Source organism: Streptomyces sp. DSM 118878 (assembly GCF_052936595.1).
The window spans coordinates 6,994,265-7,015,397 of the sequence record NZ_CP193622.1; the positions used below are offsets into that span (position 1 = coordinate 6,994,265).

Sequence of the window (21,133 nt, forward strand, 5' to 3'; positions counted from 1 at the left end):
GTCCTCAGCATCAGGCCACTGACCCTTCGAAGGACTTCATGCGCTCCAGGACGCTGTCCGCGGTCGGCGCGAGGATCTCGTCGACGAGGGCACCGTCCTTGAGGAAGAGCACCCGGTCGGCGAAGGCGGCGGCACTGGGCTCGTGGGTCACCATCACCACGGTCTGGCCGAGGCCGTCGACGCTCTGCCGCAGGAAGCGGAGCAGCTCCGCGGACGCGGTGGAGTCCAGCGCGCCGGTCGGCTCGTCGGCGAACACCACGTCCGGCCGGGTCACCAGTGCCCGGGCGCAGGCGACACGCTGCTGCTGACCGCCGGAGAGCTGGCTCGGCCGGTGGCTCAGCCGGTCCCTGAGGTTCACCGTGGTGATGATCCTGTCCAGCACGTCCTTGTCCGGCTTGCGCCCGGCGAGGTCGAACGGCAGCAGGATGTTCTCCAGCGCGGTGAGGGTGGGCAGCAGGTTGAACGCCTGGAACACGAAGCCCACGCGGTCCCGGCGCAGATCGGTCAGGGCGTTGTCGCTCAGCCCGGTCAGCTCGGTGTCACCGATCCACACCGAACCCTCGTCGGCCTTGTCGAGACCCGCGACGCAGTGCATCAGCGTCGACTTCCCGGAGCCGGAGGGGCCCATGATGGCCGTGAACTCCTGGCGCATGAAGCTCACATCGACGTTCTCGAGGGCGGTCACCCGCGCGTCACCGGTTCCGTAGTGCTTGCCGAGCCCCGTGGCCCGGACAGCGGCTGTCGTTTCTGTCATGGCAGCGAGTCTGCGAGAACGGGGTCCCTTGCCACGTCGCCGGAAAGTCCACGGTCCTGCCCCACTTAGGTCACGGTGACACCCAACTTTCGTGGGGACGGTTCCGGACACAGGGCGGAGGACGGGGCTCCGGTGAGCTACTACGCTCAGTGTGTGACACGACGTACGCCCACAGCCACCGAACGGGCATTTCGAGCACACTTACGGCGATGGCTGGACCGCTGGGGGCTGAGCGTGCTGTCGACCGCGCTCGCCGTCGGCGCGTTCTTCCCCATCGACGGCCGCCCGGTCCCGCAGGTGCAGGGGGAGTTGGGGCTCACCCCGTGGCCCGCCCTGGTCCTGGCCGTGCTCATCGCGGTCACCTCCGTGGCCGCGGTCCGGGCCCTCCCGGGCACGCGCTGGCCGGTCGTCGTGGTCGGCTGCGCCTCATGGGTGCTGACATCCGTCTGGGCCACGCTGTGCGTGGCCTCGTACGTCGTCGGCTCGACCGTGCACAGGCCGCGCCAGCAGATGTCCTACGTGATGGGGGCCAGCGCGATCACGGTGCTGCCGACGGCCACGGGCCTGGCCTTCGGGCTGCCGGGGGTCTTCTGGGCGGACATGCTCTCGTCGCTCGGCGGCGCGGGGCTGTTCGTCTGGCTGCCCTTCGCCCTCGGGCTGTGGAACAAGGCCCGCAAGGACGTCGTGGAGAGCCTGCGCGAACGGGCGGAGCGGTTGGAGCGCGAGCAGGTGGCCCGCGCCGAGCAGGCGCGTCTACAGGAACGTGCCCGCATCGCCAGGGACATGCACGACGTGGTCGCCCACCGGGTGTCCCTGATGGTGCTGCACGCGGGCGCCCTGGAGATCAACGCGAAGGACGAGAAGACCGCACTCGGCGCGGAACTCATCCGGACCACGGGCCGGGAGGCCCTCGCGCAGCTCAGGGACGTCATCGGCGTGCTCAAGGCAGTGGACGGCGCGGGAATCGCCCTCGGACCGCAGCCCACCCTGGTGGACCTCGAACGGCTCCTCAACCAGTCGCGGGCCGCGGGCATGTCTGTCCGCAGGCGCGACGAGGGAACCCCGCAACGCCTGCCCACCCTGCTGGAACACGCCGCCTACCGCGTGGTGCAGGAAGCCCTCACCAATGTGCACAAGCACGCCGGAGCGGCCGGCACCGAGGTCGTCGTCCGCTACCACGACCACCACCTGGAGATCAACGTGCACAACGAAGCCCCCGCGGGGCCCGTCGAACTGCTGCCGGGCAGCGGCATGGGCCTGGTCGGGCTCCGCGAACGTGTCGAGCTGCTCGACGGCGAGTTCACCGCGGAGCCGAGGCCGGACGGCGGATTCACCGTCCGCGCACGGCTCCCGATTCCCCCGCACGACATGGAGGAGCAGAAGTGATCCGGGTCCTGGTCGTTGACGACGAAGCGCTGGTACGGGCCGGATTGCGCATGATCCTGGATCCGGCCGACGACATCGAGGTGGTCGGCGAGGCGAGCGACGGCAGCGAGGCGGTGACGGCTGTCGCCAAGCACCGCCCGGACGTCGTCCTCATGGACGTCCGCATGCCCGGCATGGACGGACTGACCGCGCTCAAGGAACTGCGCCGCTCGCCCAACGCCCCCAGCGTCATCATGCTGACCACCTTCGACCTCGACGACTACGTGCACACCGCGCTGCGCAGCGGCGCCGCCGGGTTCCTCCTCAAGGACACCTCGCCACGCGACCTCGCCGGCGCGGTGCGCACGGTCGCCGAGGGCAGCGCGATGCTCACCCCCCGGATCACCAAGCGGCTGATCGACACCTTCGCCGGACTCGAATCGGGGGACTCCGCGAACGCCCGCGAACGGATGGCGGTGCTGACCGAACGGGAGGAGGACGTGGTCCGGGCGGTGGCCAGAGGCCTGTCGAACGCCGAGGTCGGCCGCGCACTGTCCATGAGCGAGGGCACGGTGAAGTCCCATGTGAGCCGAGCCCTGGCCAAACTCGGCCTCTCCAACCGCGTCCAGGTGGCGCTGCTCGCCCGTGACGCGGGCATGAGCTGAGGCCGGAAGACGCTGGTCCGACCGTTCGTCCCGTCGGGGCCACCACGAAAGTGGGGGCCACCGCCATCGTTCGTCCGTAGTGAGCGGACACCAGCGGTCATTACGGTCTGGATCAGTTCATTGGTCACGACCGGTGTGGAGGGGATCCAGGAATGGATGTGCGGTCGAGGGGGGCGAAGGGAACGGAGAGAGCCGGCGGTCATGACACCGTCGGCCCCTTCTTACCGGGGGGTGCCGGGGGTGCGGGAACCGGTCGCACCGTCCGGGACATCGTGCGCGCCAACGTGTGCACCCGCGTCAACGCCGTCATCGGTGTGCTGCTCCTGATCGTCCTGGCTGTCGGGCCCGTCCAGGACACCGTCTTCGGCGTCGTCGTCCTCGCCAACATCCTGCTCGGCGTCGTCCGGGACGTACGCGCCGAACGGGCCCTCGACCGGCTCACCGCCACGGGCGGGGCCCGCCCGGCCTACGAGCGGATCGGCCTCGGCGACATCATCCGACTCGGTCCCGGGGACCAGGTCGTCGTCGACGGCACCGTGCTGGAGGCGGACGGCCTGGAGGTCGACGAGGCGCTCCTGACCGGTGCGGCCGACCCCGTGCTCAAACGCCCGGGCGACGACGTGCTGTCCGGGAGCTCCGTCGTCTCCGGCTCCGGCGCGCTCGCCGTCGAGAGGATCGGCCGGGACACCCGCGCGGCACGGCCGGCGGAGAAGACCGCCCGCTGCACACCCGTCGAATCCGAACTGCGCGACGGCGTCACCACCCTCGTCAGATACGCCACGTACGCCATGATCCCGGCCGGGATCGCGCTGTTCATGCATCAGTTGACCATCGGCGGCGGCGATGTGCCCGAGGCGGCACGGCGGATGGTCGCAGGCGTCCTCCCGGTGGTCCCCGACGGGCTCGTGCTGCTCGCGTCGGTCGCCTTCGCCGGAAGTGTCGTCCGGCTCGGGAAGCGGAAGTGCCTCGTGCGGGAACCGGCGGCCGTCGAAGGGCTCGCGCGCGTGGACACCGTATGCCTGGACAAGACCGGGACCCTGACGGAGGCGTCCATGGACGTCCACGAGGTGTACCGGATCGAACGAGACGTAGGGGTGGAGGACGTACTCGGCGCGCTCGGCGCACTCGGCGCGCTGGATGCCCACCCCACCGCCGGGCCGCGGGCCGCCATCGACGTCTTCCCCGCGCCCGAGGGCTGGACCGAGAAGGAACGCGCCCCGTTCTCCGCCGCCCGTCGCTGGAGCGGTGCGACCCTGACCGGCCGGGACGGTGCCACCGTGACGTGGCTGCTCGGCGCGGCCGACGTGCTGCTCCCGGCAGGTCACTCCGTACTGGTCGCCGTGGACGCCTACGGTGAGCGCGGCCTGCGCGTGCTGCTCCTGGCGCGCTGCTCCCTCCCGCTCAGCGAGGTGCTCGCCGCGCCGGAGCGGGGCCCCGGCGCGACGGACCCGGTGGCTCTGGTCGTCATCGCGCAGCGCACCCGCAAGGAGGCCCCCGACGCCCTCCGCTACTTCGCGGAGCAGGGCGTGGACGTCAAGGTGATCTCGGGTGACGACGCGCTCTCGGCGGGTGCCGTGGCCCGCGGGTCGGGACTGCCGGACGGCGACCGCCCCGTCGACGCGCGGAGGCTCCCCGATGACGAGGGCCAACTGGCGGAAGCCATGGAGGGCACCGCGGTCTTCGGCAGGGTGGGGCCCCGACGCAAACGCGACATGGTCACCGCCCTGCGGTCCCGCGGCCGCAGGGTGGCGATGACGGGGGACGGGGTGAACGACGTACTCGCGCTCAAGGAGGCGGACGTCGCCATCTGTATGGGAACGGGAGCCCCGGCCGCCCGCTCGGCCGCCCAGATCGTGCTCCTCGACAACGACTTCTCGGCCCTGCCGTCGGTGGTGGCCGAGGGCAGACGCGTCATCGGCACCATCGAGCGCGTGGCCAAGCTGTTCCTCACGAAGACGACGTACTCCGCCCTGCTCGCCGTCATCGTCGTCCTCGCCGACGTTCCGTACCCGTTCCCGCCCCGGCATCTCACGCTGATCGGCTCGCTCACCATCGGCATCCCCGCCCTCTTCCTCGCCCTCGCCCCCGGCACCGGGCGCCCGCGGCCCCACTTCGTGCGGCGGGTGCTCTGGTTCGCCGTCCCGTGCGGGGCCGTGACCGCCGCGGCCACCATGGGGTCGTACGCCGTCGCCCGCGCCGTCCATGGAGGGGACCTGGAGGCGCAGACATCCGCCACGACGCTCACGGCCTTCCTCGTCGGACTGTGGGCGCTGTCCATCGTCGCGCGCCCCTGCACCTTCAGGCGCGTACTGCTGGTGCTCGCGATGGCGCTGTCCTTCGCGGCGGTCACCCTGGTACCGCACCTCCGGTCCTACTTCGACATGGAGTTGACCGGCACCACCGCGCCGTGCGCCGCGGCCGGTATCGCCGTCGTGGCCGGTGTGCTGCTCGAAGGCGTCTGGCGCGTCGCGCGCCACAGGACGGCCACGCGATCCTCTCCCCGGCCCTGATCGTCTGTGAGTCCCGCGCGTCAGCCTGTGGTGTCCCGTGTCAGGTGTTCACTTTCCGACAAGCGCCCGTGCGCCGGTGGGCACAGGTCTTCGGCCGGCCGATCTAGCGTCGGCATGGCGGCCCACGTCGGTGGAGCCCGAGGCGCGAGGAGAGGCAGACATGAGCGCGAACGAGCAGGCGGATGTGGTGGTCGTCGGGTTGGGCCCGGGCGGTGAGTACGTCGCGGGCACCCTCGCCGAAGCCGGCCTCGACGTGGTGGGGGTCGAGGCGGAACTCGTCGGGGGCGAGTGTCCGTACTGGGGATGCGTGCCCAGCAAGATGATGATCCGGGCCGGGAACCTGCTCGCCGAGGCGGGCCGGGTGCCCGCTCTCGCCGGCGAAGCGGTCGTCACACCGGACTGGGGCAGGGTCGCCGGACGTATCCGCGACGAGGCCACCGACGACTGGAACGACCAGGTCGCCGCCGACCGTCTCGCGGCCAAGGGCGGTCGCCTCGTCCGGGGAAGGGGCCGGCTCTCCGGGCCGCGCCGGGTGATGGTCGGCGACCGCACGATCGAAGCCCGGCGCGGTGTCGTGCTGGCCACCGGCACCCGGCCCCGGGTCCCCCCGGTGCCGGGCCTTGAGGGAACGCCGTACTGGACCAACAGGGACGCCATGGCGGCCGAGGAGCTGCCGGAGTCGATGATCGTGCTCGGCGGGGGCGCCATCGGCGTCGAACTCGCCCAGGCCTTCGCCCGCTTCACGTGCGTGGTCACGGTGATCGAGGGGCAGGACCGGCTGCTTTCGCAGGAGGAACCGGAAGCCGGTGAGCTGGCCACGGAGGCTCTGCGGGCGGACGGAGTCACCGTACTCACCGGTGCTCGGGCACAGCGGATCAGCCATGACGGCACCGAGTTCACCGTCCGCGTCGAGGGTGAGGGGGAGCCGCTTCGCGCCGAACGGCTTCTGGTCGCCACCGGGCGCCACACCGACCTGACCGCGCTGGCGGTCGACACCGTGGGGCTCGACCCGACGGCGGGAGCCGTGCACACGGACGGGCAGATGCGGGCGGGGGAGGGGCTGTGGGCGGTCGGCGACATCACGGGCCGGGGCGCCTTCACCCATGTGTCGATGTACCAGGCGCAGATCGCCGTCAGGGACATCCTCGGCCGGCCCGGCCCCGACGCCGACTACCGGGCGCTGCCCCGCGTCACCTTCACCGATCCGGAGATCGGGGCCGTCGGACTGACGGAGCGGCAGGCGCGTGAGCGGGGGCTGCGGGTACGCACCAGTGTGCTGCCCGTCGCCTCGTCCACGCGCGGCTGGATCCACGGGCCGGGCAACGAGGGGTTCATCAAGCTTGTCGAGGACGCGGACCGCGGCGTACTGATCGGCGCGACGTCGGCCGGCCCCGCGGGCGGCGAGGTGCTCTACGGACTGAACGTGGCCGTCCACGCCGAGATACCCGTCGACCGGCTCCAGCACATGATCTACACGTACCCCACGTTCCACCGGACGGTCGAGGCCGCGCTCGGAGCCCTCCGCTGAACCGCCGCACACCGGTCGCCCACGAGATCCCGGCGCCCGGACGACGGCGGACCATGCCGGGCCGCGACCCCGGAGAGCCGCGCAGGACCACCACATCGCTGGAGCTCCTCTTCGACCTGTGCTTCGTCGTCGCGGTGGCACAGGCGTCCGGGAGTCTGCACGGGGCGCTGGCCGAAGGGGAGTACGCCACCGGGGTTCTGCGCTTCGCGCTGGTCTTCTTCACCATCTGGTGGGCGTGGATGAACTTCACCTGGTTCGCCTCCGCCTACGACCCGGACGACGTCCCGTACCGGTTGACGGTGCTGGTCCAGATCACCGGGGCGCTCGTGATCGCCGCCGGCGTTCCGCGCGCGTTCGAGGAGGGTGACCTGAGGGTCATCACCGTCGGATACGTCCTGCTGCGCATGGCGTTGACCGCCCTGTGGCTGCGCGCCGCGTGGTCCGACCCGTCCCGGCGGGCGACCACCCTGCGCTTCGCCGCCGGAGTGACAGCGTGTCAGGTCGGCTGGGTCGGGCTGCTGGGCCTCCCGGCCTCGGCACGCCTTCCGGGGATCGTGGTGCTGATCGTCGCGGAGGTGTCCGTCCCGGTGTGGGCCCAGTCCGCCGGGATGACCCCATGGCATCCGCGCCACATCGCCGAGCGCTACGAACTGTTCACCCTCATCGTCATCGGAGAGTCCATCGCGGCGGCCACCGTCGCGGTCCGGGGCGCCTTCGACCGGCACCACGGCACCGGTTCGCTGTACGCGGTCGCGGCCGGTGGCCTGTTCATGGCCTTCGCCATGTGGTGGCTGTACTTCGCCAGGTCCGCGCATACCCTGCTCGCCACCACGCACCAGGCCCACCGCAGGAGATTCACCTGGGCCTACGGCCACTACCTGATCTTCGCTTCGGCGACCGCCGAGGGAGCCGGCCTCGCCGCGTACGCCGATCACGTCACGCGTCGGACGGACGGCTCCGCGTGGGCCGCGGGCGCGGCGGTCACCGTCCCCGCGGCCGTCTTCCTGATCACCGTCTGGGCCGTGCACCTGCGGCCCCATCAGAGGACCGTGGCTCAGCGGGTCCCGTATCCCATCGCCGCGCTCGGCGTCCTGCTGGCCGCCTTCTCCCCCGCACCCGCCCTCACCGCCGGAGCACTACTGGCGGCCCTGCTCGTGGTGGCGACGAGGGAACAGCGGTCCCCCTGACGTGAACATACCGGTAGGAACGACGTGAACACCGTACTGTCAAAGAAAGCCCTCCCGGAGGCCGGTTCGGCCTGGGCCCCGCTCGCGGCCCGTGTCTTCCGGGCGCTGTGGATCGCGCAACTGGTCTCCAACATCGGCAGCTGGATGCAGACCGTGGGCGCCCAGTGGCTGCTGATCGGCCATGACGCCGCCCTGGTGACGCTCGTGCAGACCGCGTCCGGTCTCCCCGTCGTCCTGCTGGCTCTGCCCTCAGGCGTGCTGGCCGACCGCTTCGACCGTCGCGCGGTGCTGCTGACCGCTCAGTTCGCCATGCTCGCCGCCTCCACCACGCTGTCGGTGCTCGCGTTCGCGGACGCGCTCACCCCGGCTCTGCTGCTCGGTCTCACCTTCCTGCTGGGCTGCGGCACCGCGCTGATGGGCCCGGCCTGGCAGGCCATCCAGCCGGAACTCGTGGAACGCCCCCAGTTGGGACAGGCGGCGGCGCTCGGCGCCGTGAACATGAACCTGGCTCGCGCCCTCGGCCCGGCACTCGGGGGAGCGGTGGTCGCGGCAGCGGGCGCGGGCTGGGTCTTCGCCTTCAACGCGGCCTCCTACCTCGGCACCGCGGCCGTTCTGGTGCTGTGGAGACGGCCCGAGGCGGCACCGCAGGCCGTCCGGGGCGAGAAGCTCCTGACGGCCCTGCACGCCGGCCGCCGCTATGTACGGAACGCGCCCGGCGTCCGCCGGGTCCTGCTGCGCACCGTGCTGTTCATTCCCGGCGCCGCCGCCCTGTGGTCGCTGCTTCCGCTGGTCGCGAGCCGCTCCCTCGGCCTGGGCTCTGGCGGGTACGGGGTGCTGCTCGGCGCGGTGGGAGCCGGAGCCGTGGGCGGGGCGTTCGCGCTGCCCGCGATCCGCCGCGCGCTGGGCGTCAACGGCACTCTGGCCGCGGGAGCCCTCGTCTTCGCCGGAGTCCTGGCGGCCTTGGCCACGATCCGGGCCCCATGGCTGGCCACGGTCGTGCTGCTGCCCGCCGGTCTGGCCTGGATCGGCGTGCTGTCCACCCTCAACGCGGCCGTCCAGGCACGGCTTCCCGGCTGGGTCAGGGCCCGCGGACTCGCCGTCTACCTCCTGGTCTTCCAGGGCGGGCAGGCGCTGGCGGCACCCCTATGGGGTGCGCTGGCCGACAGTTGGGGGCTGACCGTCTCCCTGCTGGCCGGCAGCGGGCTGCTGCTGGTCGGCGCGGTGATCGGCCGTCGCCGGCCGCTGCACGGAACGGACGGTGTCGATCCGTCCCCGTCCGACCACTGGCCCGTTCCGCCCCTCGTGTTCGAGCCCGGCCCGGCCGACGGCCCCGTGCTGGTCTCTGTCGTGTACCGGATAGCGGCCGAGAACAGGGCCGCCTTCATCGTGTCCATGGGCCAGGTGGCCCGCTCACGCCGACGCACGGGAGCACTCACCTGGGGCATCTACCAGGACGGCGGCGATCCGGGACGGTTCGTCGAGAACTACCTGGTCGCGTCCTGGTCGGAGCATCTCGCCCAGCACCACGGCCGGCTCACGGCCACCGACCGCCGTCACGAGGAGAGGGCCCGCGGACTGCTCGTCGAGGGCACCGCGCCGGAGGTGAGCCACGCGTTCGACGCTGCCGCGGGACCGACCGTGCCCGAAACGGGGGCGTCCGGGGCGTCCCACACTGAGGCCTGCCACTCGCTGGGCGACATGCCGTAGGCAGCCCTGAAGACCCGGCTGAAGTGTGACGCGCTGGTGAAACCCCACCGGTGTGCCACGACGGCCACCGCGAGCCTGCGATCCGGTGCCCGGCTGAGTTCGTATCGGCAGGCCTCAAGCCGACGCAGGCGTATCAACTGGCTCACTGTCGTGCCCTCGCTCTGGAAGAGCTTGTGCAGATAGCGGACGGAGATGTGGTGAGCGAGCGCGATCGACTCCGGTGACAGATCCGGATCAGCCAGATGCAGCTCGATGAAGGCCCGGATGCGTGAAAGCGTCTGCGCGCCGACGCCTGAAGAGTCGGCCTGCTCCCCCTCGACGACCTCGGTGACGAATGCGGAGAGGAGGTCCACGGCGTTGCGGGCGATGCGGTAGCCGATGTGCGTCCGGTGGAACGCCGTCTCGGAGGCGAGCGCGGACAGGAAACCCGACACCAGTGCCCCCATCCCCTCTTCGCAGCGCAGGGGCACGCCCATGACCCGGCGCAGGTCGGAATCGGCGACCTCAAGGCGGCGCCGCGGCACACGGAAGACCGTCATCCGGAACTGGTCGCCGAAGCGCGGGGAGTCACGCAGCCCCGCGTCGCAGAAGACCAGGTCGCCCGGCTTGAGGAAGACCTCGTCTCCGTCGTGCCGGACCGCGACCGAACCGTGGACATGCAGGGCGACGTACAGGGCGTTCTCATCGCGGGCGGCCGAGAGCCAGGGCAGGACGGGGGCCCGCTCCTCGTCGGAACGCAGGACGAAGGTGCGCAGGGAACCGAGACCGTCCGTGGCGGTCAATATCGCTGACATGCCTACCAGCGTGGCTCTCGCACGGGGGCAGACGCATCAGTCGGCCGACTGGTCTGCCTGGTCTGCTTGGTCTGCTTGGTCTGCCTGGTCGCGGTGGTGCGGATGCCGGTCGCCGCCACCGCCAGGTCGATGGCGGTAGCGGCGGCTCCGGCCCCGGCTCATCGGACGGAGTGGATCCGGGCGGCCAGGAGGTTGGGGTCGTTGTTGGTGAAGTAGGCGCCGCTGGCGATGTAGGCCGTGTTGCCGCGTACGGCGAGCGAGGTCGGGTTCTCCAGACCGTCGGCGCCGGTCAGCATGACGGTGTGGCTGCCGCTCGGCCTGACCAGGGCCACCTTGTTGTCCGCGTTGATCGCGGCAAGGAGGGTGTTGCCGCGGCCGGTGAACGCGAAGTCGTCGATGTTGGTCAGGCCGGTGGCCCGGGTCTCGACCCGCCCGGCGGTGCCGTACCGGGTGACCGGGACGCGCAGCACGGTGCCCTTGTCCAGGTTGGACGCCCAGACCGCCCCGTTGTGGATTTTGATGCCGTTGGCTCCGAGGAATCCCTCGGCGGCCAGTTCGGGGTCGGTGGCCCACCGGGTGGGCGTGCCCCCGGTGACAGGCACCCGCCAGATGGTGCCGAGGACCGAGTCGGCCACGTACAGCCGGCGTTCGTGCTGGTCGAGGGCGAGGCCGTTGGGCAGGCCGTCGGCGGGGAGCGCGGCGATGCGGTGCGGGGCGCCGCCGGGGCGCAGGCGCCACAGGCCGGTCAGGTCGCCGCTGCCGGTGGCGTACAGGAAGTACAGGGTCCCGTCGTGGGCACGGACGATTCCGCCGAGGAAGGGCGAGGAGAGGGCGGGGGTCTCGGCGCCGGCCGGAGGCTTGGGCAGGGTGGCGAGGACGTGCACCCGGCCGTCACGGTCGATGCGGGCCACTTGACGGCTGTAGGCGAAGGTGACGACGGCGCTGCCGCCGGGCTCCAGAGTGATGTTCTCCGGGCGCTGTCCGTCGGCGATGTCCAGGTGGGCGACGAAGCGCACGTCCGGCTTCGGGGCGGCCGTGGCCGCCGTCGTGGGACCGGCGGCGGTCACGGCGAGGGCCGCCGCGACGGCCGAGGCCAGGAGGCCGGCGCGGGTCCCTGTGAGGAATCTGGGCATGCGGGATCTCTTCTCTTTCTCTCTGCTTGCAGGGGCCCCGGTAGGGGATGGGTTCCGAGGCGTACGTCAGTGGCCGGAGTGGCCGGAGCGGCCGGAGTGGCCGGAGCGAACGGAGCGGACCGCTCGCAGGATCAGGCCGGTGACAGGACCGGGATCGCTCACGGCGGCTGCGTGCGGGGCGCGGACGGTGACCGTGTGGGCACGGGCACGCTTGGCCATCCAACGCACGGCGGCCGGCGGGATGTTGCGGTCCTGGGTGGCCACGAGGCACCAGCTGGGGATCGACTTCCACGCGGCCGCGGTGGCCGGCTCCTGGAGAGCCGCCAGGGTGATCGGACGCTGACCCGCGGCCATGACCTGGGCGGTCGTGCGGGGGACACCGGCCGCGAACTGCTTGCGGAACAGGTCCTTCTTGATGACCAGCTCCTCTCCCTGTCCGCCGTCGGGCAACGGGTAGTACTGGGTGGCGGTGGCCTGTCCCAGGGTGCTGCCGGGGAACTTGTCGGTGAGCTGGAGCGCGCTCTCGCCGACGTCCGGAACGAAGGCGGCTATGTAGACCAGCGCCTTGACCTGCGGGGCGCCGGCCGCGGCCTGGCTGATGACCGCTCCGCCGTAGGAGTGCCCCACCAGCACGACCGGTCCGGTGACGCTGTCCAGAACGCTGCGGATGTACGCGGAGTCGCTTGCGAGGCCGCGCAGCGGGAGGGCCGGTGCCAGTACGCGGTGACCCTCCCGCTGGAGGCGTTCGACGACCGCGCTCCAGCTGGAGGCGTCGGCGAACGCGCCGTGGATCAGGACGATGGTGGGTGCGGCGGGGCGCCCGTGCCGTTCGGCCGGCCGGGCGGCCGTCGCCGACTGCGCGGCTTGCGCGGCCTGTGCGGTACCGGCGGTCCCCAGGGCGGCTGCGCCGGCCAGGAGGGACACGGTGACGGTGCGGCGTGAGATCGGTGGGTTCAACGTTCGCTCCCTGCGGAGGGCTGGAAGGGCGGAGGAGTGGAAGGGCGGAGGAGTGGAGGCGGCCGTGGGGGTCAGCCGGAGACGGCCCGTACGGCTTCCTCGATCAGGTCGACGACGCGCTCGGGGTGGGCGAGCATCACCAGGTGGGAGGAGTCGACCTCGACGGTGGTCATGCCGGCCCGCTGGTAGCCGTAGCGCTCCACATCGGGGTTGATGGTGTGGTCGGACGAAGCGACCAGGCCCCAGGACGGCTTCGTCTTCCAGGCCGCGTCCGGGGCCGCGTCGGCAAAGGCCTGCGCGGCCAGCGGGCGCTGGGACACGGCGAGGACGGCGGCGAGCTCCGGGTCGACGTCGGCGGCGAAGATGGCCGGGAACTTGTCGGTACGGACCGACACGTCGGTGCCGGGCGTGGCCGAGCCCTCGATCGGGAAGGGGGTGTAGACGAGTGCGGCGGCAAGGTCGCTGTCCGGGAAGCGGCCCTGTAGTTCGCCCAGGCTCTCACCCTTCTCCAACGCGTAACCGGCCAGGTAGACCAGTGCCTCGACGTTGTCCTCGGTGCCGGCGACGGTGATGACCGCGCCGCCGTAGGAGTGGCCCACCAGGACGACCGGACCGGGTATCTGCCGGACGACGGAGGCGACGTAGGCGGCGTCCCCGATCAGGCTGCGGTTGGGCACCGCAGGGGCGACCACGTCCAGGCCGCGGGCGATCAGCCGGGGGATGACCTCGGCGTAGCTGGAGGCGTCGGCGAAAGCGCCGTGCACGAGGACGACGGTCGGCTTGTCGGAACTGGGCATGGGAAACTCCCTCATCGGTGGGGTGGTCGGGTGTGTCGCGCGGCTGACGGCCGGGCGGGGCTGCCGTGGTGGGCCCCTGCGCCGTGAGATGCCGCGGCCGGTCGCGCCGACACGTGAGCAACCCTAGGGACGGCCGGGCGGGGTATTTGTCTGTCCGCGCCCCGGCTGTGGCCTGTACGTGTCCACGTTCCGCTGTCGCTGTTCAAAGGCGGCGCCCCGGTCAGCCGTTCCACTCCGCGGGGAAGTCGAGGAGTTTGACCGGTCAGGGGCCGAGGACGTCCCGCAATTGGGCGCGTCCCGTGATGCCGAGCTTCGGGAAGATCTTGTGCAGGTGGAAGCCGATGGTGCGGGGGGACAGATAGAGCCGGGCGCCGATGTCCCGGTTCGTCAGTCCCTCCGCGGCCAGTCGGGCGATCTGTAGCTCCTGCGGAGTCAGGCCGGCCACGGCCTCCGGGGCGGCGGAGGCCGACACGGCCACGCCGGCCGCGCGGAGTTCGGCGGTGGCGCGTTCGATCCACGGGCGGGCATCGAGCCGCTCGAAGACCTCCAGGGCGCCGGTGAGCAGGGGACGTGCCTCCGCGACCCGTCGGCGACGGCGCAGCCACTCGGCGAAGTCCAGTTGTGTGAGGGCGCGTTCGAAGGGCCAGTGCGCGCCCGCGGGATCGGCGAGCGCCGCAAGGAAGTGCGGTTCCGCGTCGTCGGGCCGGCCCAGCAGGGCCGAGGCCCGGTGCACGATCGCGTCCAGGCGGCTGGAGCGGGGTGAGCCCAGGTGGTCCTCGACGGCCAGGAGCACGGCGCGGGCGTCGTCCGCCCGGTCGGCGCGTACGGCGGCAGCGGCGAGGTCGGCGAGGTAGTAGGGCGAGGCATGGTGGTGCACGGGGAGGGGCGGGGAATCCTGTGTGAACACGCGGCGGAGGTGCTCGTACGCCGCCCCGTGGTCGCCTTCCGCGAGCGCCGCCATGCCGAGTGCCTGGCAATGGCGGACGTACAGGCTGCGGGACTTGCTCAGATCGGCGCCGCGGACGGCCGCGGCGGCGCGCTCCCGGGCGCCGGCATGGTCACCGCGGACGGCGCGCAAGGTGGCCTGGAGGATCGGTGCCCCCACGGCGACGTTCTCCGCGCCCGCTTCCGCCGCCAGGCCGTAGGCCTCCTCGGCCGCGGACCCGGCCGCCGTCCACGCTCCGCTGTCGAACAGGGCGAGGGCGAGGGCCTGGATGACCGTGCAGTTGGTGCCGGCCGTGGAGACCGGGCGGAAGTGGTCCATGGCCTGGCCGAGAACACGTACGGACAGGTCGGTCTCGTCCAGGATCCAGGCGGTGGCGCCGAGCATCACGAGGTCGCCGAGCGGGGCGGGCTCCGAGCCCCCGCCGTCCCGCAGACCGTCGACCACGCCGTGCAGGCGTTTCACCGCCTGCTCCCGCCCGGTGAAGGGACGGGCGACCGCCTCCGCCCACAGCCTGTCGCTCCGCTCCGGCTGCGGGGAGATCAGGTCCCCGATGCGCTGGAGTTCGGCGCGGTGGACGGGATCGCCGGAGTTGTAGGCCGGGGTCGCCGCCGTGCCCAGCGCGTCCAGGGCCAGGGCGGGAGCCGCGGTGGCCATGGATTCGGCCACCGGCAGCAGGAATCCGAGCGCGTCCGCATGCCGGAGCGTGACGGACAACGACCAGCCGCCGCACAGTGAGGCCTCGGCGAGCAGCTTGGGATCGTGTGTCAGGGGGCCCACACGGGCAGCGATCTCCCCGACCCACTGGGGATACCCGGCGTACATGGCGGAGACCGCGGCACCGAGCAGGCGCCCGGCACGACGCTCCGGGTCCGGGGTGAGTTCGGCCGCTCGTTCCAGCGCGGTGGCGGCGGCCGCGTAGCCGCCGCGCCGCCGGGAGCGCTCGGCGCTCCGCGCCAGGGCGTCGGCGACCTCCTCGTCCGGGCCGAACGCGGCAGCGGCGAGGTGCCAGGCCCGACGGTCGGGTTCGTGGGCGAGCGCGGCGGCGAGTGTCAGATGGACTTCACGGCGGTCGGCGAAGGAGGCGGCCTGGTGGATCGCGAAGCGGATCAGCGGATGGCGCAGCAGGACGTCGCCGTTCTCCACCCGTACGAGCCCCGCCTCCTCGGCGGGCCGCCAGACCTCGGGGTCCTCCAGGCCCGGGACGGCGTGCAGGACATCGGAGAGCCGGTCGGTGCCGGCGGCTGCCGCCAGGAGCAGAGCGTGCCGGGTCTCCGGCGGAAGGGCGGGCAGGTCGGCCGCGAAGAGACGTTCGATCCGGGTGGTGAGGGGGAGGGCGTCGATCGCACCGGGCCTCTGGAGACCCGGCCCCTTGGCGAACGCCCGAGCGAGTTCGATGAGGGCCAGCGGGTTCCCGGCGGCCTGTTCGATGATCTCTGCCCGGGCCTTGCCCCGCGGTGGATGCGGCTGGTCGTCCAGGAGAAGCCCGGCCTCCGCCCCGTCGAGGGGGCGGGTCGCCAGATGGGGGAAGTCACGGTCGAAGCGCGCCGGCACGGACTCGTCCCGTGCCGCGAGCAGCAGGGCGATCCGTTCGCCTTCCAGACGCCTGGCGACGAACGCCAGCACGTCCAGGGAGCAGAGGTCCAGCCATTGGGCGTCGTCGACGACGATGAGCAGGGGCCGTTCCGTCGCCGCCTCCGAAAGGAGGGTGAGCACGCCGGATCTCATCACGAACGGCTCCGGGATCTGCTGTCCGTCACCGTCACTGTCACCGTCACCGTCGGCCATGCCGAACGCGTGCCGCAGGGCGTCGCGCTGACGCCTCGGCAGCCGGTCGATGTCGCGGAGGACGGGGCGCAGCAACTGGTGCACTCCCGCGAAGTCGAGGCCCTGCTCGCCCTCGCAGCCACGTACGCGGAGCACTCGCCTGCCTCGTGCCGCGGCCACGTCGGCGGCGTGGTCGAGCAGGGTGCTCTTGCCGGCGCCCGGCTGACCGGTCAGCACGAGCACCTTCGAGCCGGAGCCGTCCGCGGCGTCGACGAGTCCGCTGATCCACTCCAGCTCGCGGGCCCTGCCCCGGATGCCCCGCGTGCGAGCCTCTACGGCGCCGACGTCCATGCTCTCCTCAGTCCCGCCCCCTGAAAAAACCTGCTCAAGGCGTTGACGCCATTTTGCCAGGCTCTCCTGCCGGCATGACTGGTCACATGACAGAAGCGGCCTGCCCGCCTTCCTGCCAGCATCCACGAAGGGGCGGGACCCAGCCGCTCCGCACGGGAAGCTCGGAGTGCGATGACGGTGTTCGAAGCGAGACGCGTGGCGGTGCCGATCGGCAGGGAGGAGGAGACCGGCCGGATCCTGCGGTGCCTCGACGTGCGTTCCGGTCCGCAGGGTCTGCTCGTGCTCGGGGAGACCGGCACCGGCAGGTCCCTGTTGCTGCGGTTCGCCGAGGAGACGGCCGCGGCGCGCGGGTCCCGCGTCCTTTCGGCGCGGGGCTGGGGCGCGGAGGAACCGGCGCCCTTCGCCGCACTGCACCGGTTGCTTCTGCCGGCCCTCGGGGGAGCCGGGCCGCAGGAGCGAGGTGCGCTGTGTGCCGCCACGCTGGCACTCCTGACCCGCATCGCCCGGACGAGCCCGCTGCTTGTGGCGGTGGACGACGCTCAGGACTGGGACGACGCGTCCTTGGACGTCCTGTTCTCCGTACGGCGGCAGCTCACGGACCAGGCGGTGACCATGCTGTTCACCGTACGCGGTGAAGGCCCCCCGCCCCGAGTCCCGGCGGATCTCCCCGTCCTGCGGCTCGGGCCGTTGCCGCCCGGAGCGGCGGCCCGCCTGCTGGACGCGCAGCCCGACGCGCCCCGGGGGCGGCTCCGCCTCGACCTGCTCCGGCAGGCGGAGGGCAATCCGCTGGCGCTCGTCGACCTGCACCGGGCAGCACGCGCCGGTGCCGGGCCGGCCCCGGCCCCACCGGTGTTCGCGTCGCGGCTCGACGGTCTCCCCGAGGACACGCGGCGCGCGTTGCTCTACGCCTCGGCCGCGCTGCGGGAGGAGGAGCTCCGCATCGTGATGGCCGCCCTGGGCACCGACGACCTCACCGTGTGGACCCCGGCGGAGGAGGCCGGCCTGATCACAATCACCGACGGCCGCCTCACGTTCGGTCACCCGCTGGCGCGTGCGGCGGCTCTCCACCAGCAGCCCGCGAAGCTGCGGCAGCGGGCCCACCGGGACCTCGCGGCGGCGGAGGGCCAGAGCCCGGCGCACCGGGCATGGCATCTGGCCGCCGCCGCGATCGGCCCCGACGAGGAGGTCGCCTCGGCCCTGGAGCGGGCGACCGCCGTGCACGCCGCGAGCACGGGCGACCACTTCGCCTCGGCGAAGGCGCTGGAGCAGGCGGCACGGCTCAGCGGCAACGACGTGGACCGGGCCCGCCGACTCGCCGCCGCCATGGCCGCGGTGAGCACCCTCGGGGACCCGGAGTGGGTCCGCGACCTGTACGCGGAGTTCTCCCGGGTCGGCCCCGGCCTGTACGCGGAGTTCTCCGTCGGCCGCGACCCGGACCTGCGCTGCAAGGCGGTCTGCGCCATGGCCGCCGCGCTGTCGCTGCTCTCGTTCCAGCGGGAAGCCTTCGGGCTCCTGCTGGACCTGTGGCGCGACTCTCCCCCGCGTACCGCGGCCACCTCCCTCGCGTTCACCGCGCTCGCGGCGGCGATCACCCAGCAGTCCGGTCTGCCGGAGCATCGTGCGGAGCTGCCGCGCCTGCTCGACCACGCACGCCGGCCGGCCCGGGCGACACCCGCGGCGGAAGACGACCGTGCCGCGCTCGACGGGCCGGCCCCACTGACCCGGCTGCTGATCCGCGCCTCGGTGGCGTACTACACCGACGAGTCGGAGCAGTGCGCGGAGATGTACCGGCGGGTGAGCACGGTGCGCGATCCCCACGGGACGTGGGGATCGCGGGTGTGGACGCTTCCGCACCACGTGGACACCCTCATCGCCATGGGCCGATGGCCGCAGGCCCAGGCCCTGATCGACGAAGGGCGCTCCGATGCGGTCGTCCACCGGCTGCCCCGAGTCGACATGGACCTGGAGGCGCTGGAGGTGACCCTGCGCGCGCTGCGGGGCGACAGCCTGCCGGACATCCCGTTCACCAGCCCGCACTGGCGCACCGTCAGCCTCGGCGAGAACGGCGCCACCCGGGCCAGGATGCTGCGGGCCAGTGGGCTCCACGCGCTGGCCGTGGGGGACGCGGAGCGCGCGTTCCGCCATTTCAGGTCCCTGTTCGGCGAGGACGGAACGCCCGTGGTCCCCTACCTGTCTCCGCGCTCCATCGGTGAGCTGGCCACCGCCGCACAGCGCGTCGGCCGGAGCGAGGAGGCGGCGCGTGTGCTGGGCGCGGTGCGGGCGGATCTGGGTGAGCGGCCGACGACCCGCATGACGCTCCTGATGCACCACGCGGCGGCGCTCGTCGACGGGGCAGCGGACCCCGAGCACCACTTTCGGCTGGCCCTGGTCAACCCGGAGGGCGACACCTGGCCGATGGAACGGGCGCGGGCCCGCCTGCACTACGCGATCTGGCTGCGCAGACGCCGCAGGCCCCTGGAGGCCCGCGCGCAGTTGACCGCCGTCCTTGAGGTGGCGGCCAGGCTCGACGCCCGGGCGCTCGCGGACGCGGCCCGCGGCGAACTGCGCGCGACGGGGGTCACCGACGCCTCCGCGTCCACCACGGCCTCGGCCGAGGGGCTTGCCGAGCTGACGGCCCAGCAGCGTCAGATAGTGCGGCTCGCCGCGGGCGGCCTGTCGAACCGCGAGATCGGGGACCGGCTGTTTCTTTCGCCGCGTACCGTGGGCTCGCACCTCTACAACGTGTATCCCAAGCTCGGCATCAGCAGCCGCCATCAACTTCGGGACCTCCTGCACGACACCTGACGTGCGGACGACCACCACCCACCCAGGGGCCCGAGCGAGAGGCGGAACGAATGCGGCCGGAGCCTGACCGGGAGGGGCCCGCCGAGCAGCCGCGGCCCGTGGTCCTCGATCCCCTGGTGCAACGGCTCGTCGACGCCTCGGCGACACCGCCCTTCCTCCATGAGCTCCGGCCGGAGACCGCGCGCCAGGCGCTGCAAGAGGCCCAGGGCGATCGGATCGACGACTTCGACGTGGATGCCACCTTCCACGCGGCGCCCGTGGGGCCCACCGGTCTGGTGGGCTTCTGGGTCTTTCGGCCGGCCGGGGTCAGCCGGCCCCCCACCCTGCTCTACGTCCATGGGGGCCGCTGGATGCTGGGCGACGCTCAGACGCACGCGCGGCTCGTCAGCGAGCTGGTGCGCGAAGCCGGTGCCGCGGCCGTCGTTCCCGAGTACAGCCGCACGCCCGAGAGCCGCTATCCGGTCGCCCTCGAAGAGTGCTACGCCCTGCTGACCTGGACGGTCGAACAGGCCGATTCGCTCGGACTCGACACCGAACGGCTCGCGGTCGCCGGCGACTGCGCCGGGGCCACCCTCGCCACGGCGCTCACGTTACTGGCGCGGGCGCGCGGGGGTCCGCAGATCCGCGCCCAACTGCTGTACTACCCACTGACCGACGCCCGTTGCGACAGCCCGTCACAACGGATGTTCGCCACGGGACATCAGCTCACCCGGGATGCCGTGCGGTCCTACTGGCGGGAGTACGCCGTCGATCCCCGGCAGCGGGACGAGCCGACCGCGGCGCCGCTGCGCGCGAGTACGGCCGAACTGGCGGGGCTGCCAACGGCGCTGGTCGTGACCGCGGAGGCTGATGTCGCCCGCGACGAAGCGGAGGAGTACGCGGACCGGCTGCGCCAGGCCGGTGTCACCGCGACCGCGGCACGATTCCAGGGCACGGTCCACGACTTCGTGTCCATGACCGCCCTGCGCCACAGCCCGCCCACGCTCGCGGCGGTACGGCTCGGCGGGAGATTCCTGCGCGCTCACCTGAGGTGAGGGCGGCGGGGGACATCGGCTGCGGACCTTGTCGCCGTCGGTTGTGCGCTGTCATGCCAACTCCTGGGCGCAGAGGATCAACAGGATCGGTCGGGTCGCTCCTAGCGTGAAGGAGTGCCGAGCCGCGGAGGCGGCGGGCACGTTACCGATTGCTTCGAGAGGACCCCTCATGTTCGACATCAACAAGGTGCAGGCCGCCCCGAGCAAGGATCTGCTCACGCCGGACAACTCGGTCATGCTGTTCGTGGACCACCAGCCGCAGATGTTCTTCGGCACCGGGAGCGGCGATCGCGCCGCGATCATCAACAGCACCGTGGGTCTTGCCAAGGCGGCGCGGGCCTTCGACGTGCCGGCCGTTCTGACCACGGTCGCCGCCGAGTCGTTCTCCGGTCCCCTGCTGCCGCAGCTCGCCGAGGTGTTTCCCGGCCAGGAGGTCATCGACCGTACGAGCATGAACGCCTGGGAGGACGAGGCGCTCGTGGCGGCGGTCAAGGCGACCGGGCGCAAGAAGATCATCCTCTCCGGCCTGTGGACCGAGGTCTGCCTCGTGCTGCCGGCCCTCTCCGCCCTGGAGCAGGGTTACGAGGTGTACGTGGTCTCCGACGCGTCCGGCGGCGTCAGCCCGGCCGCCCACGAGCACGCGCTTCAGCGGATGCTGGCCGCCGGCGCGGTGCCGGTGACCTGGGTACAGGTACTCCTTGAGTTGCAGCGCGACTGGGCGCGCCAGGAGACGTACCCCGCGGTCATGGAGATCGTCAAGGCGCATGCGGGCGCGTACGGCCTGGGTGTCGTGTACGCGCAGAGCGTCATCGGCGCGCACGCGGCGGGCTGACCTC

The 21,133-nt window shown here is 72.3% G+C and carries 14 protein-coding genes and 1 pseudogene; 9 read left to right on the forward strand and 6 right to left on the reverse strand.

Annotated features, from left to right (window positions below):
• Positions 1-10: 10 nt before the first annotated feature.
• A complete protein-coding gene (locus ACRAKF_RS30745; RefSeq protein ID WP_447040859.1) occupies positions 11-754 on the reverse strand; it encodes an ABC transporter ATP-binding protein in 744 nt (247 codons plus the stop codon).
• Positions 755-988: 234 nt separating this feature from the next.
• On the opposite strand from ACRAKF_RS30745, the gene ACRAKF_RS30750 reads away from it, so the two are divergent.
• From ACRAKF_RS30750 to ACRAKF_RS30775, 6 genes are all read left to right on the forward strand, one after another.
• Positions 989-2,140, forward strand: a complete 1,152-nt coding sequence (locus ACRAKF_RS30750; RefSeq protein ID WP_447040860.1) for a sensor histidine kinase — start codon at positions 989-991, stop codon at positions 2,138-2,140.
• Complete coding sequence (locus ACRAKF_RS30755; RefSeq protein ID WP_447040862.1) at positions 2,137-2,784, forward strand: response regulator; 648 nt, start codon at positions 2,137-2,139, stop codon at positions 2,782-2,784. The genes ACRAKF_RS30750 and ACRAKF_RS30755 overlap by 4 nt, the downstream gene beginning before the upstream one ends.
• A gap of 152 nt (positions 2,785-2,936) precedes the next feature.
• Positions 2,937-5,294: an HAD-IC family P-type ATPase gene (locus tag ACRAKF_RS30760; protein ID WP_447040863.1), complete on the forward strand. Its 2,358-nt coding sequence runs from the start codon at positions 2,937-2,939 to the stop codon at positions 5,292-5,294.
• 160 nt (positions 5,295-5,454) lie between these two features.
• Positions 5,455-6,822: a dihydrolipoyl dehydrogenase family protein gene (locus tag ACRAKF_RS30765; protein ID WP_447040864.1), complete on the forward strand. Its 1,368-nt coding sequence runs from the start codon at positions 5,455-5,457 to the stop codon at positions 6,820-6,822.
• Positions 6,823-6,875: 53 nt separating this feature from the next.
• The gene (locus tag ACRAKF_RS30770; protein WP_447040866.1) at positions 6,876-8,009 is read left to right on the forward strand and encodes a low temperature requirement protein A; all 1,134 of its coding nucleotides are present in this window, start codon (positions 6,876-6,878) and stop codon (positions 8,007-8,009) included.
• Positions 8,010-8,033: 24 nt separating this feature from the next.
• A complete protein-coding gene (locus tag ACRAKF_RS30775; RefSeq protein ID WP_447040867.1) occupies positions 8,034-9,716 on the forward strand; it encodes an MFS transporter in 1,683 nt (560 codons plus the stop codon).
• A 20-nt stretch (positions 9,717-9,736) separates the two neighbouring features.
• Here the strand turns inward: ACRAKF_RS30775 and ACRAKF_RS30780 are convergent.
• From ACRAKF_RS30780 to ACRAKF_RS30800, 5 genes and pseudogenes are all read right to left on the reverse strand, one after another.
• Positions 9,737-10,510: pseudogene (locus tag ACRAKF_RS30780) on the reverse strand (helix-turn-helix domain-containing protein); the annotation flags it as partial.
• A 158-nt stretch (positions 10,511-10,668) separates the two neighbouring features.
• The gene (locus ACRAKF_RS30785) at positions 10,669-11,643 is read right to left on the reverse strand and encodes an SMP-30/gluconolactonase/LRE family protein (protein WP_447040869.1); all 975 of its coding nucleotides are present in this window, start codon (positions 11,641-11,643) and stop codon (positions 10,669-10,671) included.
• A 66-nt stretch (positions 11,644-11,709) separates the two neighbouring features.
• Positions 11,710-12,600, reverse strand: a complete 891-nt coding sequence (locus ACRAKF_RS30790) for an alpha/beta fold hydrolase (protein WP_447040870.1) — start codon at positions 12,598-12,600, stop codon at positions 11,710-11,712.
• A 71-nt stretch (positions 12,601-12,671) separates the two neighbouring features.
• A complete protein-coding gene (locus ACRAKF_RS30795) occupies positions 12,672-13,397 on the reverse strand; it encodes an alpha/beta fold hydrolase (RefSeq protein ID WP_447040872.1) in 726 nt (241 codons plus the stop codon).
• A gap of 262 nt (positions 13,398-13,659) precedes the next feature.
• Complete coding sequence (locus ACRAKF_RS30800; protein WP_447040873.1) at positions 13,660-16,458, reverse strand: AAA family ATPase; 2,799 nt, start codon at positions 16,456-16,458, stop codon at positions 13,660-13,662.
• Positions 16,459-16,629: 171 nt separating this feature from the next.
• On the opposite strand from ACRAKF_RS30800, the gene ACRAKF_RS30805 reads away from it, so the two are divergent.
• The 3 genes from ACRAKF_RS30805 to ACRAKF_RS30815 all read left to right on the forward strand — a co-directional run bounded on the left by ACRAKF_RS30805 (position 16,630) and on the right by ACRAKF_RS30815 (position 21,129).
• Positions 16,630-19,263 (forward strand): LuxR C-terminal-related transcriptional regulator, encoded by a 2,634-nt coding sequence (locus tag ACRAKF_RS30805; RefSeq protein ID WP_447040875.1) that lies wholly within the window; start codon positions 16,630-16,632, stop codon positions 19,261-19,263.
• 50 nt (positions 19,264-19,313) lie between these two features.
• Positions 19,314-20,297, forward strand: a complete 984-nt coding sequence (locus tag ACRAKF_RS30810; RefSeq protein ID WP_447040877.1) for an alpha/beta hydrolase — start codon at positions 19,314-19,316, stop codon at positions 20,295-20,297.
• A 169-nt stretch (positions 20,298-20,466) separates the two neighbouring features.
• A complete protein-coding gene (locus ACRAKF_RS30815; RefSeq protein ID WP_447040879.1) occupies positions 20,467-21,129 on the forward strand; it encodes a hydrolase in 663 nt (220 codons plus the stop codon).
• The last annotated feature ends 4 nt before the right edge of the window (positions 21,130-21,133 follow it).

Excerpts from the sequence above, each read along its gene's own strand:
- ACRAKF_RS30795 (WP_447040872.1), bottom strand. The coding sequence starts at position 13,397 with ATGCCCAGTTCCGACAAGCCGACCGTCGTCCTCGTGCACGGCGCTTTC.
- ACRAKF_RS30785 (WP_447040869.1), bottom strand. The coding sequence starts at position 11,643 with ATGCCCAGATTCCTCACAGGGACCCGCGCCGGCCTCCTGGCCTCGGCC.
- ACRAKF_RS30770 (WP_447040866.1), top strand. The coding sequence starts at position 6,876 with ATGCCGGGCCGCGACCCCGGAGAGCCGCGCAGGACCACCACATCGCTG.
- ACRAKF_RS30745 (WP_447040859.1), bottom strand. The coding sequence starts at position 754 with ATGACAGAAACGACAGCCGCTGTCCGGGCCACGGGGCTCGGCAAGCAC.
- ACRAKF_RS30810 (WP_447040877.1), top strand. The coding sequence starts at position 19,314 with ATGCGGCCGGAGCCTGACCGGGAGGGGCCCGCCGAGCAGCCGCGGCCC.
- ACRAKF_RS30800 (WP_447040873.1), bottom strand. The coding sequence starts at position 16,458 with ATGGACGTCGGCGCCGTAGAGGCTCGCACGCGGGGCATCCGGGGCAGG.
- ACRAKF_RS30815 (WP_447040879.1), top strand. The coding sequence starts at position 20,467 with ATGTTCGACATCAACAAGGTGCAGGCCGCCCCGAGCAAGGATCTGCTC.
- ACRAKF_RS30760 (WP_447040863.1), top strand. The coding sequence starts at position 2,937 with ATGGATGTGCGGTCGAGGGGGGCGAAGGGAACGGAGAGAGCCGGCGGT.
- ACRAKF_RS30765 (WP_447040864.1), top strand. The coding sequence starts at position 5,455 with ATGAGCGCGAACGAGCAGGCGGATGTGGTGGTCGTCGGGTTGGGCCCG.
- ACRAKF_RS30805 (WP_447040875.1), top strand. The coding sequence starts at position 16,630 with ATGACGGTGTTCGAAGCGAGACGCGTGGCGGTGCCGATCGGCAGGGAG.